The following is a 13,844-nucleotide window of genomic DNA, read 5'->3' as shown; positions in this document are numbered from 1 at the left end:
ACGAACGAATGCCAGACTGCGTGGGCAGCTTACGTTCCATAAGGTAAACTGCCGCCTCTTCTTATACCTATAACGATTCGCCTGATGCCAACGACGTTTCAAGAGATTCCCCGCAACCGTCCGACTACGCCCCTGCTTGACCGGGCAGGCACGCCTGCGGGCCTGCGCCGCCTGGCAGAAGCCGAGCTGGAAACCCTGGCCGATGAGTTGCGCCTGGAATTGCTCTATACCGTCGGCCAGACGGGCGGGCATTTCGGTGCCGGCCTGGGTGTCATTGAGCTGACCATCGCGTTGCACTACGTGTTCGACACCCCGGACGACCGGCTGGTGTGGGACGTGGGCCATCAGGCGTATCCGCATAAAATCCTCACGGGCCGTCGCGAGCAGATGGCAACATTACGTCAGAAAGACGGCATTGCCGCTTTCCCGCGTCGTGCCGAGAGCGAGTACGACACCTTTGGTGTCGGCCACTCCAGCACCTCGATCAGCGCAGCGCTGGGCATGGCCATTGCCGCCCGCCTGCAAAAAAGCGAGCGCAAGGCGATTGCCGTGATCGGTGACGGCGCATTGACTGCGGGCATGGCGTTTGAGGCGTTGAACCACGCGCCCGAAGTCGACGCCAACATGCTGGTGATCCTCAACGACAACGACATGTCGATCTCGCGCAATGTTGGTGGTTTGTCCAACTACCTGGCCAAGATCCTGTCGAGCCGCACCTATGCAAGCATGCGCGAAGGCAGCAAAAAGGTGCTCTCGCGTCTGCCTGGTGCGTGGGAAATTGCGCGGCGCACAGAAGAATATGCCAAGGGCATGCTGGTACCCGGCACCCTGTTCGAAGAGTTGGGCTGGAACTATATCGGCCCGATCGATGGCCACGACCTGCCGACCTTGATCGCGACGCTGCGCAATATGCGCGACCTCAAAGGGCCGCAGTTTCTGCATATCGTCACCAAAAAAGGCAAGGGCTTCGCTCCGGCCGAAGCGGACCCGATCGGCTATCACGCCATCACCAAGCTCGAACCGCTCAATGCTCCGAAAGCTGCACCGAAGGCACCCAGCGGGCCCAAGTACTCCGCCGTGTTTGGCGAGTGGCTGTGCGACATGGCCGCTGCCGATGAGCGCCTGGTGGGCATCACCCCGGCCATGAAAGAAGGCTCGGATCTGATTGCGTTCAGCGAGCGGTATCCAAAGCGCTATTTCGACGTGGCGATTGCAGAGCAACATGCCGTGACCTTTGCTGCCGGCATGGCCTGCGAAGGCTCCAAGCCGGTAGTGGCAATTTACTCGACGTTCCTGCAGCGCGGTTACGACCAGCTGGTGCATGACGTCGCGGTGCAGAATCTTGACGTGCTGTTCGCCATCGACCGTGCCGGCCTGGTGGGCGAAGACGGCCCGACCCACGCAGGCAGCTTCGATCTGTCGTTCCTGCGCTGCATCCCGGGCATGCTTATCATGACCCCGAGCGATGAGAACGAACTGCGCAAAATGCTCACCACCGGCCACCTGTACAACGGCCCGGCGGCAGTGCGTTACCCTCGCGGCACAGGCCCGAACGCAGTGATCGAAAAAAACCTCGAGCCGCTGGAAATCGGCAAGGGCGTGATTCGTCGCCAGGGTTCGAAAGTCGCCATGCTGGTATTCGGCGTGCAACTGGCAGAAGCCCTGCAAGTGGCAGAAAAAATCGACGCCACCGTGGTCGACATGCGCTTCGTCAAGCCGATGGATGAAGAGCTGGTTCGCGAAATGGCTGCCAGCCATGAGCTGCTGGTGACCATCGAAGAGAACGCTGTCATGGGCGGCGCAGGCGCCGGCGTCAGCGAGTTCCTGGCCCGTGAAAACGTGCTCAAGTCTGTGCTGCACCTGGGCTTGCCGGATATTTACGTCGAACATGCCAAACCGAGCCAGATGCTGGCCGAATGCGGCCTGGATGCGGCAGGTATCGAAGCCTCGGTGCGTCAGCGCATGGAACTCCTGGGGCTCTGAGCCACTTGGTCTGCGCGATTTCGTAGCAGCTGCCGCAGGCTGCGTTCGATTGCGAAGCGATCGTAAATCCGCCCCCCTCGGTGATACTGATACACCGCGAGGCATGGTTTACGGTGGCTACGCCACCGGACGCAGCCTAGTTCCTACGGCAGCTGCTACGATCCGCCCAACACCCTGTTGAGACACCATGAAACGCCTTCGTCTTGCCCTGATCCTCGGTTTTATCCCCGCCTGCCCTTTGCATGCAGAGCCGCTGGAGCGCGAAGATGCGCTCAAACTCCCGCAGACCCTGATCACCGGCAATCGCCAGGTCGAGGCTCGCTCGGACAGCACAAGCGCCAACAGCGTGTTCACCCGTGACGATATCGACCGCCTGCAACCCACCAGCCTGACCGACTTGCTCGGCCGGGTACCCGGTGTACAAGTGGCCCGCAGCGGTGGACGCGGCGGTTTGCCGGGGATTTACATTCGCGGCACCAAGTCGGCGCAAAGCCTGGTGCTGGTCGACGGCCAGCGCATGGCCAATGCCACTTCGGCCGACAGCAATCTGCAGTACCTCAATATCGATCAGATCGAGCGGGTTGAAGTGCTGCGCGGCTCGCGCTCGGTGATCTACGGCAGCGATGCGATTGGCGGTGTGATCCAGATTTTCACCCGACGCGGTGCCGATCAAGCCCCGCAGCTTCGCCTGCATAGTGCAGTGGGCAGTTATGGCAGCTCGCAAAACAGCCTGGGCATCTCCGGTGGCGACGGGCAAACGCGCTACAACCTCAGTGGCAGCCTGGAACAAACCGCCGGGATCAACCGCACCCACGAATCCTTCCCCAGCGACAGCGACCACGACGCCTATCGCAACAAGTCACTGAGCCTGAACCTGAGCCACTACCTGAACCAAGAGCTTGAAATTGGCCTGACGGCCATGAAAAACGTCGGCAAGACCGAACTCGACAATTCGTTCGGGCGCTGGGACCCGCAGACCCAGACTGTCAGTGGCCAACAGCTCTACAGCGATTTTGATATCAGCAGCGTCGGCAGTTTTATCGACGCGCAACTGAACGAACGCTGGAACTCGCGCCTGGAGCTGGGCCACAGCGAAAACCGTGAAAAAACCCGGGACAAACTCAGCGCCGAGATCTACAGCTTCAACACCTATCGCGACTCGCTGAACTGGCAGAACAACCTGACGCTGGACGATCAAAACAGCCTGATCCTCGGCGCCGACGCCTATCAAGACCGGGTACGCAGCAGCACCGTTTTCGAGGAAGACAGCCGCTGGAACCGCGCCGCGTTTGTTCAGCACCGCTTCCACGGCGAGTACTTCTCGACCGAGCTGGGCCTGCGTCACGACCAGAACCAGCAATTTGGCAGCCACAACACCTGGAGCGCCAGCCTGACGGTGCCGCTGAACGCCGACAACGACGTTATGCTGACTTACAGTGAAGGGTTTCGCGCACCGACGTTCAATGACTTGTACTACCCGCAGTTCGGCAATCCCGATCTCAAGCCGGAATACTCAAAAAGCTACGAGCTGCAATGGCGCAGTCAGCTAAGTGAGACCAGTCGCCTGGAAACCTCGCTGTATCGCACCGATATTCGCGACGCGATTGTGGCCGATGCCGACTTTATTCAGCAGAACATCGGCGCAGCACGGATCACCGGTTTCGAAAGCGCGTTGCAGCAAGAATGGTTCGGCTGGCAGAGCAGCCTGGGTATCGCGATTATTGACCCGCGCGATCGTGATACCGGCCATACCCTGAGCCGCCGCGCACGCCGTACCTTGAGCCTGGATCTGGATCGGCAATTTGACAAGGTAGGTGTCGGCGCCAGCTGGCAAGCGGTGAGCAGCAGCTTCAATGATGAAGACAACAAGCAGCCCGTTGGCGGTTATGGCTTGCTGGGATTACGCGGCAACTGGCAGGCCAGCTCAGAAGTGCGGCTCGACCTGAAGGTCGATAACCTGCTGGACAAAAGCTTCACCCGCGCGCTGTACAGCTATGACGGCAACTACTATGGCTACCGCGAAGAACGGCGCTCGCTGCAGCTGGCAATTACCTGGACGCCGACGTTCTAAACCTGTGGGCGCGGGATGGCTCGCGATAGCATCACCGCGACTTACCTGACACTGCGCATCACCTGCATCGCGAGCAAGCCCGCTCCCACAGATAATTTTTATCTCTGTAATTGCTCACACAATCTGGCCGTCGCTTCCAGCATCTGCCCGCTCGGACGCTCCAGGCCCTTGTCGGCCAATAGCAGCAAACGCCCATGCTTGACCGCATCGATCTGCGGCCAGGCTTTCCAGGCATCCAGCTGCGCCTGGGTGCCGGCGATAATCACCTCAGGATTACGCTGTAACACAGACTCTATACCAACCTGCGGCGCCGGCAGTTTGAGGTGGTCAAACACATTGCTTGCCCCGCACACTGCCAGCGCATCACTGATGATTTGCCCGCCGCCGATGGTGTACAGCGGCTGATCCCACACCTGATAAAACACCCGCACAGGCACGTCAGTCCGGTACTGTTCACGCAGTTGTGCCAGACGTTGGCGCAGTTGCGTTGCCTGCTCCCTTCCACGCTGCGGGCGACCCAGGGCGATGGCCAGGGCTTCAACCTGATCGGCCAGTTGATCGAGGCTTGCCGGTTCGGCGGTGAAGGTGGGGATATTCAGGTTACGCAATTGCTCGCGCTGGGCAACACCCACACTGCCTGGCCAAAGCAAAAGCAGGTCGGGTTGCAGGCTGAGCAGACGCTCCATGTCCAGTTGCCCGTAGCGGCCCACAGAAGGCACGCCGGCAAGCTCAGGTAACGGCTCCCCTGCTTCCAGACGCCCTACCAGCAAATCGGCGGCGCCGAGTTCGACAACCATTTCAGAAAGGGACGGTGACAGGCTCACCACGCGGCTGACAGCCTGGGCAGAAAAGCTGACAGTCAGCAACAGAGCTGCCAGCCAGACGCGCATCAGCCTACCTGGCGGGGGACGCGATAGAGGTAAAACAGCACCAGCGTTGACAGTACCAGCAGCAATAGCGGTACGCCTTCAAGCCCGACAAACACCGCCAGCGTGGCAATCCAGGTGGGCAGCCCCGCCGCCAGCAGGGACCGCTGACGTGCACGCGCCAACTCATCCCAGGCTGCAGGTTCCTGTGGGGTGTCGAGGGCTTTCTGCAGATTGATCAGGCCATGTTTGTAAGGCCCGAACGTGCGCAGGGTGACGAACATCGAAGCCACGCCCGCAATAAATAACGGCATTGCCAACTCAGGCAGCAACGGCTCGGCGCTGCCGAAAAACCAGCAGACCAGCACCAGAGGCAGCAGGGTCAGCAGCAGCTGTTGCCACCAACTGAAACTCAGGCGCCGACGACGCTGGCCACGGGTCATGCCGGGTCAGCCTCGCTCTGATGCTGGTTACCCATCATGTGCCCTAGCTTGTTGGCTTTGGTCGCCAGGTACAGCTTGTTGTGCGGGTTGTGCCCGGTGTGCAGCGGCACACGCTCGGCCACGGTGATGCCCATGTCAGTCAGGGCTTTGACCTTGCGCGGATTGTTGGTCATCAGGCGCAGCGAATGCACGCCTACGTGCTCCAGCATCGGCAGGCAAATGGCGTAATCGCGCTGGTCGGCGGCAAAGCCGAGGCGCTCGTTGGCTTCAACGGTATCGGCGCCGCCATCTTGCAACTCGTAGGCACGGATTTTGTTGAGCAAGCCGATGCCACGGCCTTCCTGACGCAGGTACAGCAATACGCCACGACCTTCGCGGGCAATGGCCTGCAAGGCGGCTTCAAGCTGCGAGCCGCAGTCGCAGCGCTGGCTGAACAGGGCGTCACCGGTCAGGCATTCGGAATGCACACGCCCCAGAACCGGCGCACCGTCTGTAACGTCGCCCAAACTGAGCACAACGTGTTCACGACCCGTGGCCTTCTCAAGGAAGCCATGCATAGTGAACTCGGCAAAGGGGGTGGGTAATTTGCAAGCGGCAACGAAAACGACAGGCACCGTGTGCTCCTGATCAGTTTGAGTACTGGAAATTCGCAGAGGCGACATTGTAACAGGAGGTTCCTACAGACGCTTAGGCTGAATTACCGAGGATAAATATCTAAAAGTTTGATGACTTACGCTACACAGGCCCCGTGGGAGCGGGCTTGCTCGCGAAACAGGCGATGCGGTGTATCAGGCTGAACGTGGCGCTGCCATCGCGAGCAAGCCCGCTCCCACAGGGTCACGCACGAAAATGCTGATAGCCGTGGACTGCCGGAGTAATGTCCAGGCCTTCGTCATCCAGCAGCGTGACGCCCTGCCCTTCAACCACGCGACCAATCACATGGATAGGCCAGCCATCGGCCAGCAGGGTCGGCACCTCAACCTCAGGCAAGGTAAACGCCAGTACATAGTCATCCCCGCCGCTCAACGCTGCCTGTTGCGCTCCCGCCTCGCCCAGGAACTCTTCCAGCGCCAGCGAGACCGGCACCCGGTCGAGTTCAATCGCCAGCCCCACCTTCGACGCCGCCGCGATATGCCCGCAATCGGCCAGCAGGCCATCGGAAATATCCAGCGCCGAGGTGGCTTTACCACGCAGGGCCTGGCCCAGCGCCAACTGCGGTTGTGGCGACCAGTAATGGGCCAGCAACGGTTCGCCGATCATCGATGCCGCGGTGCGCTGCCCCAGCACCAACGGCAACGCCCCGGCCGCATTGCCCAGCTCGCCACCCACACACAGCAGGTCACCGGGGCGCGCGCCGCTGCGGGTCAGGGCATGGCCCGTGGGCACTCGCCCGAAAACTGTAAGGGTCAGACACAATGGCCCGCGCGTGGTGTCGCCACCGATAAGGCGCAGGCCACAGGTCTGGGCCATCAGGTTCAAACCACGGGCATAGGTTTGCAGCCACTCGGCGTCAAACGTCGGCAGGGTCAGGGCAAGGGTAAATGCGACAGGAGTTGCGCCCATGGCCGCCAAATCACTGGCCGCCACTGCCAGCGAACGCTGACCGAGCAGGAAAGGGTCGCAGGGATCTGCGAAGTGCACCCCGGCTACCAGGGTGTCGGTGGAAATCGCCAGCTGTTCCCCGAAGGGAACATCCAGCAGGGCGCAGTCGTCGCCAATACCCAGGGCAACACCCTCGCCGCCCTGCGCACAGGGCGCGGCAGCGAAGAAGTTGCGGATCAGCTCAAACTCGCCCATGGCCGACAGCGCGGTTTAGCGCTTGTAAGCCTTTACTTCAGCTTCACGCAGGCGTGGCGCCAATTTGTCGAGCACACCGTTGACGAACTTGTGGCCGTCGGTGGAGCCGAACACTTTCGCCAGCTCGATGCCTTCGTTGATTACAACGCGGTAAGGCACGTCAACACGCTTGATCAGCTCCCAGGTGGACAGGCGCAGAACAGACAGCTCAACCGGATCGAGTTCTTCGATGGTGATGTCCAGGCACGGAACCAGGGCAGCATCGATCTCGCCTTTGTGCGCAGGCACGCCGTGCAGGATTTCACGGAAGTAGGCAGCATCAACGTCGGAGAAGTCGTTATCGACGCGGAATTGCGCTTCGATTTCGTTCAGCGACTGCTTGGCCATGTGCCATTGGTACAGGGCCTGAGTTGCGAGTTGACGCGCTTCACGGCGCTTGGCGCTCTTGGAAGGCTTGCCAGCGTCCGCAGGTTTCGGGTCGCGCGGGTTGAAACGATCGCTTTCGTCGGAAATCACTTGGCCTCCAACTGTGCCAACAGGCTAACCATTTCAAGGGCGGACAAGGCAGCTTCTGCGCCTTTGTTGCCAGCTTTGGTGCCCGAGCGCTCGATGGCTTGTTCAATCGAGTCAACGGTCAGCACGCCGAAGGCAACCGGTACGCCGAACTGCATGGACACTTGGGACAAGCCCTTGGTGCACTCGCCAGCAACGTATTCGAAATGCGGAGTACCGCCACGAATCACGGCGCCCAGGGCGATGATGGCGGCGAATTCGTTGCGCTGGGCAACTTTTTGCGCGACCAGCGGGATTTCAAACGCGCCAGGTGCGCGGATGATGGTGATGTCGCTTTCGTTCACACCGTGGCGAACCAGGGCATCAACGGCACCACTCACCAGGCTTTCGACGACGAAGCTGTTGAAACGGCCAACTACGAGTGCGTAGCGACCTTTGGGGGCGATGAAGGTACCTTCGATGGTCTTCAGGGTCATTCGGTATGTCTCGTATTAAAGAGCCAGAGCGCATTTGCATGCGCTCTTTAGGATATTGGGCCACGAATTCGGACTGGACACGACCGGTCTTTATTCGGAGGGCACGTATTCTACAACTTCCAGATCGAAACCGGATATGGCATTGAACTTCATTGGTGAACTCATCAGGCGCATTTTGCGTACACCGAGGTCACGCAGGATCTGCGAACCGGCACCGACGATGCTGTAGGTGGTCGGTTTTTTCACCGGCGCGTGGTCTGCCGTTTCGCGGATATTGGCCAGCAATACATCGCCATCCAGGGGGTGACCGAGCAACAGCACCACACCGCTGCCGGCCTCAGCCACCGCGCTCATGGCGGCGCGCAGGCTCCAGCGGCCGGGCTGTTTGACCATCAGCAGGTCGCGCAGCGGGTCCATGTTATGCACGCGCACCAGGGTCGGTTCTTCGGCGCAGATCTTGCCCAGGGTCAGTGCCATATGCACATCGCCTTCGACTGAATCACGATAGGTCACCAAATTGAATTGGCCCAGTTCGCTGTCCAGTGGCTGCTCGGCAATCCGCTGAACGGTACGTTCGTGAATCATGCGGTAGTGGATCAGGTCGGCAATGGTGCCGATCTTGATGCCGTGCTCGGCCGCGAAAGCTTCCAGTTCAGGGCGACGGGCCATGGTGCCATCGTCGTTCATCACTTCGCAGATCACTCCGCTTGGCTCGAACCCGGCCATGCGCGCCAGATCACAGGCGGCTTCAGTGTGGCCGGCGCGGGCCAGGGTGCCACCGGCTTGAGCCATCAACGGGAAGATATGGCCCGGGCTGACGATGTCTTCGGCTTTGGCGTCCTTGGCGGCCGCCGCTTGCACGGTGCGCGCGCGGTCAGCGGCAGAGATGCCGGTAGTGACGCCGGTGGCCGCTTCGATCGAGACCGTGAACTTGGTGCCAAAACCGGAACCGTTGCGCGGTGCCATCAACGGCAGCTTGAGCAGTTCGCAACGCTCGCGGCTCATCGGCATGCAGATCAGGCCACGGGCAAAGCGCGCCATAAAGTTGATGTGCTCGGCCTGACAACACTCGGCGGCCATGATCAGGTCGCCTTCGTTCTCGCGGTCTTCGTCATCCATGAGGATGACCATCTTGCCTTGGCGGATATCTTCAACCAGTTCTTCGATGCTGTTGAGCGCCACGCGGCACCCCCTTACGTCAGGATTTGAGAAAGCCGTTGGCGGCCAGAAAACTTTCGCTGATGCCACCCGAGGTCGGCTCGGCAGCTTTGTCACCCAGCAGCAAACGCTCAAGGTAGCGCGCCAGCAAATCGACCTCGAGGTTGACCCGGCGACCCGGACGGTAGTCACCCATGATGGTTTCGCTCAGGGTGTGCGGAATGATGGTCAGCGAGAACTCGGCGCCATTGACCGCGTTCACCGTCAGGCTGGTGCCGTCGACCGTGATCGAGCCTTTATGGGCAATGTACTTGGCCAGTTCTTTGGGTGCACGGATGCGGAACTCGATGGCACGGGCGTTCTCCTCACGGGAGATCACCTCGCCCACGCCATCAACGTGGCCGCTGACCAGATGACCGCCCAGGCGCGTGGTCGGGGTCAGGGCCTTTTCCAGGTTGACCCGGCTGCCGCTTTTCAAGTCGTTGAACGCGGTGCAATCGAGGGTCTCGCGGCTGACGTCAGCGGCAAAGCCGTTGCCCGACAGCTCAACGGCGGTCAGGCACACGCCATTGATGGCGATACTGTCGCCGAGTTTGACGTCGCTCAGGTCGAGCTTGCCGGTGTCGATGGAAACTCGCACATCACCGCCCTTGGGGGTCAATGCACGGATGCTGCCGATGGATTCAATGATGCCGGTAAACATGGCGTTCCCCTTGAGAACAAAGCCTGCGTAACACGAAGGCTGAGAATTATACGCTCGCTGACGGCACAGGTATGGCAGTGACTCGCCAGTCATCGCCTACCGCGCGCATGTCGGTAATTTTGAGCAATGGCGCTTCGCTCATATGGGTCAGCGGCAGCTCCAGTAATGGCCGCGCCGTAGAGCCCAAAAACTTGGCCGCGACAAATATCTGGTATTCATCCACCAACCCCTGCTCGGCAAAAGCCCCCGCCAGACGCGGCCCGGCCTCCACCAGCACTTCGTTGACGCCGCGGGCGGCCAGCGCCTGCAACAACTTGCGCAGGTCGACCTGGCCATTGGCGCCGTGGATCACCAGGCACTCGGGCCCGGTACGGTATTGCTCGGCAGGCGGCACGCAGGTGGCAACCAGCGCTGGCCCGGCCTTGAAGAACGGTGCATCCAGCGGCACCCGCAAACGCCCGTCGATCAACACCCGCAACGGCGGACGACTGAGCGCCAGCGCGGTCAGCTCGGGGCTCAGGCCCAGTTCAGGGCCGCGCACGGTCAGGCGGGCGCCATCGGCCAGCACGGTATCCGCACCCGTCAGCACCACACTGGCCTGGGCCCGCAAACGCTGCACCGCCGAGCGCGCTTCTGGCCCGGTGATCCACTGGCTTTCGCCGTTGGCCATCGCGGTGCGGCCATCAAGGCTCATGGCCATTTTGACCCGTACGAACGGCAGACCGTGCTCCATGCGCTTGAGAAAACCAGGGTTCAACGCCCGGGCATCGGCTTCCAGCACACCACTGCGCACTTCAATACCGGCATCGGCCAAACGCTTGAGGCCACGCCCGGCAACTTCCGGGTTGGGGTCCTGCATGGCTGCAACCACACGCGCCACACCTGCGCTAATCAGCCCTTCGGCGCACGGTGGGGTGTGCCCATGATGGCTGCACGGCTCAAGGGTGACATAGGCCGTGGCGCCCCGCGCCAGCTCACCGGCCGCGCGCAAGGCGTGGACTTCGGCATGGGGCTCGCCGGTGCGCACATGCCAGCCTTCGCCGACGATCTGCCCGTCACGTACGATGACGCAACCGACACGGGGGTTGGGGTGGGTGGTGTACAAGCCGTTGCGCGCCAGCTCGATGGCCCGCGCCATGTAATGGGTGTCTAAAATCGATTGTTCTGTGGACTGGATCATTCTTTGGAAGGCTCACGGGCAAGACGGTCGATCTCTTCGCGGAACTCGTTCAAGTCCTGGAAACGTCGATAGACCGAGGCAAAGCGGATATAGGCCACTTCGTCGAGCTTTTGCAGCTCGCCCATGACCAGTTCACCAACAACCAGCGATTTGACTTCGCGTTCGCCAGTGGCGCGCAGCTTGTGCTTGATCCGGGCCAGCGCGGCTTCAAGACGCTCGACACTCACCGGGCGCTTTTCCAGCGCACGCTGCATGCCGGCGCGCAGCTTTTCTTCATCGAACGGCTGGCGGCTGCCGTCCTGCTTGATAAGGCGGGGTAATACCAACTCAGCTGTTTCAAAGGTGGTGAAACGTTCACCACAGGCCAGGCATTCACGCCGGCGGCGCACCTGGTCGCCCTCGGCAACCAGACGCGAGTCGATGACTTTAGTGTCGTTGGCACCGCAGAAGGGACAGTGCATGGTGGCAGCCAACAAAAATGGGGAGCGCCATGTTAGCGCATCCCACTGGCAAGACAAGCCATAGGCTTTACGGTATACAGACGGGCTACTATCTTTTACACAATCTGATACACCGACTGACCTGCCGCTGGAGCCGTGTATGCCGCTACGAACGCTTGTTTTGCTGTGCCTTGCCAGTTTGCTGGTCGCTTGTAGCAGTGAGCCGCCAAAATCGGCACAGCCCCAAGTGCTGACGCAGCCAAAAACCGATGCCCCGGCTGACCTTGGCCCGCTGCCGTCATATCAGCGCGAGTTGAGCGGAGTGCTGACCGGTGTGCCGGCAGGCGCCGAGGTCGAGCTGGCCATGCTGATCGTTGACGATCGTGGCCGCCCCCAAGGCTTGATGGCCAGCAGCAAGATCCTCGGCAACAGCCAGGCGCTGCCCTTCAAGCTGCGCTTCAACCCGCAAGCCTTCCCGACCGGGATGCGGGTCGAGCTGCGCGGCCGCGCCAGCCAGTCCGGGCAATTGATCCTGCATCTGCCTTCGCGGATCATCAACCAGCCCACCACGCAGGCGCTGGGTACCCTGGCCTTCGTCAAAGCACCATGAATATACCGTTTGGCCTGCAGCAGTCGTTGAGCGAGTTGCTGGGTGATGCGCGGCTGGTGGCGACCGACTTGCCCGGCACCGCGCTCAAACTCTGGTTGATCGATGCCCACAATATGGATCGCGCCTTCACCCCCGACGAAACCCGGCGCATTCTCTACGAACCTCCCTACTGGGCCTTTTGCTGGGCCAGCGGGCTGGCGCTCGCACGCTTTCTGGCCGAGCAACCGCAGTGGGTCAAGGGCAAGCGCGTTCTGGATTTTGGTGCCGGTTCGGGCGTTGCAGCGATTGCAGCAGCCAGGGCCGGGGCGCTGGAAGTGGTGGCCTGTGACCTTGACCCGCTGGCACTGGCGGCCTGCAGGGCCAATGCCCAGCTCAACGATGTCGCGCTGGGCTACTCCAGCGATTTTTTTGCCGAGGCGGACCGGTTCGATCTGATCCTGGTGGCTGATGTGCTCTACGACCGCGAAAACCTGCCGCTGCTGGATCAGTTCCCTAGCCGCGGCCAGCAGACCCTGGTAGCCGATTCCCGCGTACGCGACTTCAAGCACCCGCTTTATCGGCAACTGGCCATGCTCAAGGCCCTGACCCTGCCCGACCTGGCCGAGCCCCACGAATTTCGCAACGTCAGCCTGTATCACGCACAACGCGAGCCTGTGCCTTTCAGCCACTGCGCCCAGCCTTTATAGTTGCTCTTATTTACCTGCTTCGAGACACGAAATGAATCAGCCTACGCCTTCTTACAGCTTCGACGTGACCTCCACTGACTTCGACAGGCTGGTGGTCCAGGCCTCATTCGACCAACCCGTACTGGTGGATTTCTGGGCCGAGTGGTGCGCTCCCTGCAAGGTGATGCTGCCGATCCTGGAGCAAATTGCCGAGGACTATCAGGGCGAACTGCTGCTGGCCAAGGTCAACTGTGATGTCGAGCAGGATATTGTTGGCCGCATTGGCATTCAGACCTTGCCCACCGTGGTGCTGTTCAAGGACGGCAAGGTGGTCGACGGTTTCCAGGAAGCCCAGCCGGAATCAGCGATCCGTGCCATGCTCGCGCCCCATGTGGTGATGCCCGAAGCTGCGGTTGAAGACCCGCTGGTTCAAGCCCAGGCGCTGTTTGCCGAAAGCCGTTTTGCCGATGCTGAAGCCTTGCTCAAAAGCATCCTGACTGAAGACAACAGCAACGCCAAAGCGCTGATCCTGTATGGCCGCTGCCTGGCTGAACGTGGCGAGCTGACTGAAGCACAAGCGGTGCTGGATGCGGTCAAGAGCGACGAGCACAAGGCCGAGCTGGCGGGCGCCAAGGCGCAACTGACGTTCTTGCGCCAGGCGGCGGACTTGCCGGATGTGGCTGACCTGAAGACCCGCGTGGCACAAAACCCGCAGGACGACGAAGCGGCGTATCAACTGGCAATCCAGCAACTGGCACGCCAGCAATATGAAGGCGCACTGGACGGGCTACTGAAACTGTTCACCCGCAACCGCAGCTACAACGAAGGCATCACCCACAAGACCCTGCTGCAGGTGTTCGACCTGCTGGGCAATGATCACCCGCTGGTCACCACCTACCGCCGCAAGCTGTTTGCTGCGCTGTACTAAACCCCGATACA

The 13,844-nt window shown here is 61.0% G+C and carries 15 protein-coding genes; 5 read left to right on the top strand and 10 right to left on the bottom strand.

The window, feature by feature from the left end:
* The first annotated feature begins 84 nt into the window (after positions 1-84).
* The gene (dxs, locus tag PPTH39_RS07060) at positions 85-1,983 is read left to right on the top strand and encodes a 1-deoxy-D-xylulose-5-phosphate synthase (RefSeq protein WP_094999460.1); all 1,899 of its coding nucleotides are present in this window, start codon (positions 85-87) and stop codon (positions 1,981-1,983) included.
* Between the two features lie 187 nt (positions 1,984-2,170).
* Complete coding sequence (locus tag PPTH39_RS07055) at positions 2,171-4,054, top strand: TonB-dependent receptor domain-containing protein (RefSeq protein WP_095039124.1); 1,884 nt, start codon at positions 2,171-2,173, stop codon at positions 4,052-4,054.
* Between the two features lie 98 nt (positions 4,055-4,152).
* Here the strand turns inward: PPTH39_RS07055 and PPTH39_RS07045 are convergent, their stop codons facing one another.
* From PPTH39_RS07045 to nrdR, 10 genes are all read right to left on the bottom strand, one after another.
* Positions 4,153-4,944 carry a cobalamin-binding protein gene (locus PPTH39_RS07045; RefSeq protein WP_095039123.1) on the bottom strand — a complete coding sequence of 264 codons (792 nt, stop codon included), beginning with the start codon at positions 4,942-4,944 and terminating at the stop codon, positions 4,153-4,155.
* Positions 4,944-5,363, bottom strand: a complete 420-nt coding sequence (locus PPTH39_RS07040; RefSeq protein ID WP_094999463.1) for an MFS transporter — start codon at positions 5,361-5,363, stop codon at positions 4,944-4,946. Before PPTH39_RS07040 ends, PPTH39_RS07045 begins: the two co-directional genes overlap by 1 nt.
* On the bottom strand, positions 5,360-5,977 hold the full coding sequence (ribA, locus tag PPTH39_RS07035) for a GTP cyclohydrolase II (protein ID WP_165446501.1): 618 nt from the start codon (positions 5,975-5,977) through the stop codon (positions 5,360-5,362). Before ribA ends, PPTH39_RS07040 begins: the two co-directional genes overlap by 4 nt.
* Before the next feature lie 223 nt (positions 5,978-6,200).
* Positions 6,201-7,160 (bottom strand): thiamine-phosphate kinase, encoded by a 960-nt coding sequence (gene thiL / locus PPTH39_RS07025; protein ID WP_095019064.1) that lies wholly within the window; start codon positions 7,158-7,160, stop codon positions 6,201-6,203.
* Positions 7,161-7,175: 15 nt separating this feature from the next.
* Positions 7,176-7,676 (bottom strand): transcription antitermination factor NusB, encoded by a 501-nt coding sequence (nusB, locus tag PPTH39_RS07020; RefSeq protein ID WP_095019065.1) that lies wholly within the window; start codon positions 7,674-7,676, stop codon positions 7,176-7,178.
* Entirely contained in the window at positions 7,673-8,149 is a 477-nt protein-coding gene (gene ribH / locus PPTH39_RS07015) for a 6,7-dimethyl-8-ribityllumazine synthase (protein ID WP_003444275.1), read from the bottom strand. Before ribH ends, nusB begins: the two co-directional genes overlap by 4 nt.
* 90 nt (positions 8,150-8,239) lie before the next feature.
* Positions 8,240-9,331 (bottom strand): bifunctional 3,4-dihydroxy-2-butanone-4-phosphate synthase/GTP cyclohydrolase II, encoded by a 1,092-nt coding sequence (gene ribBA, locus PPTH39_RS07010; protein ID WP_094999467.1) that lies wholly within the window; start codon positions 9,329-9,331, stop codon positions 8,240-8,242.
* Positions 9,332-9,347: 16 nt separating this feature from the next.
* A complete protein-coding gene (locus tag PPTH39_RS07005; protein ID WP_086795767.1) occupies positions 9,348-10,010 on the bottom strand; it encodes a riboflavin synthase in 663 nt (220 codons plus the stop codon).
* Between the two features lie 46 nt (positions 10,011-10,056).
* Positions 10,057-11,190, bottom strand: a complete 1,134-nt coding sequence (gene ribD / locus PPTH39_RS07000) for a bifunctional diaminohydroxyphosphoribosylaminopyrimidine deaminase/5-amino-6-(5-phosphoribosylamino)uracil reductase RibD (RefSeq protein WP_165446500.1) — start codon at positions 11,188-11,190, stop codon at positions 10,057-10,059.
* A complete protein-coding gene (nrdR, locus tag PPTH39_RS06995; protein WP_029611200.1) occupies positions 11,187-11,651 on the bottom strand; it encodes a transcriptional regulator NrdR in 465 nt (154 codons plus the stop codon). The genes ribD and nrdR overlap by 4 nt, the downstream gene beginning before the upstream one ends.
* A 139-nt stretch (positions 11,652-11,790) precedes the next feature.
* On the opposite strand from nrdR, the gene PPTH39_RS06990 reads away from it, so the two are divergent.
* Genes PPTH39_RS06990 through trxA form a run of 3 tightly spaced genes read left to right on the top strand, consistent with a single transcriptional unit; the run spans position 11,791 to position 13,833 of the window.
* Positions 11,791-12,240, top strand: a complete 450-nt coding sequence (locus PPTH39_RS06990; RefSeq protein WP_094999468.1) for a hypothetical protein — start codon at positions 11,791-11,793, stop codon at positions 12,238-12,240.
* Positions 12,237-12,926 (top strand): class I SAM-dependent methyltransferase, encoded by a 690-nt coding sequence (locus tag PPTH39_RS06985; protein WP_094999469.1) that lies wholly within the window; start codon positions 12,237-12,239, stop codon positions 12,924-12,926. Before PPTH39_RS06990 ends, PPTH39_RS06985 begins: the two co-directional genes overlap by 4 nt.
* Positions 12,927-12,957: 31 nt before the next feature.
* Positions 12,958-13,833, top strand: coding sequence for a thioredoxin (gene trxA, locus PPTH39_RS06980; RefSeq protein WP_094999470.1), 876 nt, complete (start codon positions 12,958-12,960; stop codon positions 13,831-13,833).
* The last annotated feature ends 11 nt before the right edge of the window (positions 13,834-13,844 follow it).

This window comes from Pseudomonas bubulae, from assembly GCF_900618535.1.
In the GTDB taxonomy this organism is placed as follows: Bacteria; Pseudomonadota; Gammaproteobacteria; order Pseudomonadales; family Pseudomonadaceae; genus Aquipseudomonas; species Aquipseudomonas bubulae.
This window is presented reverse-complemented; position numbering and strand designations above follow the sequence as displayed.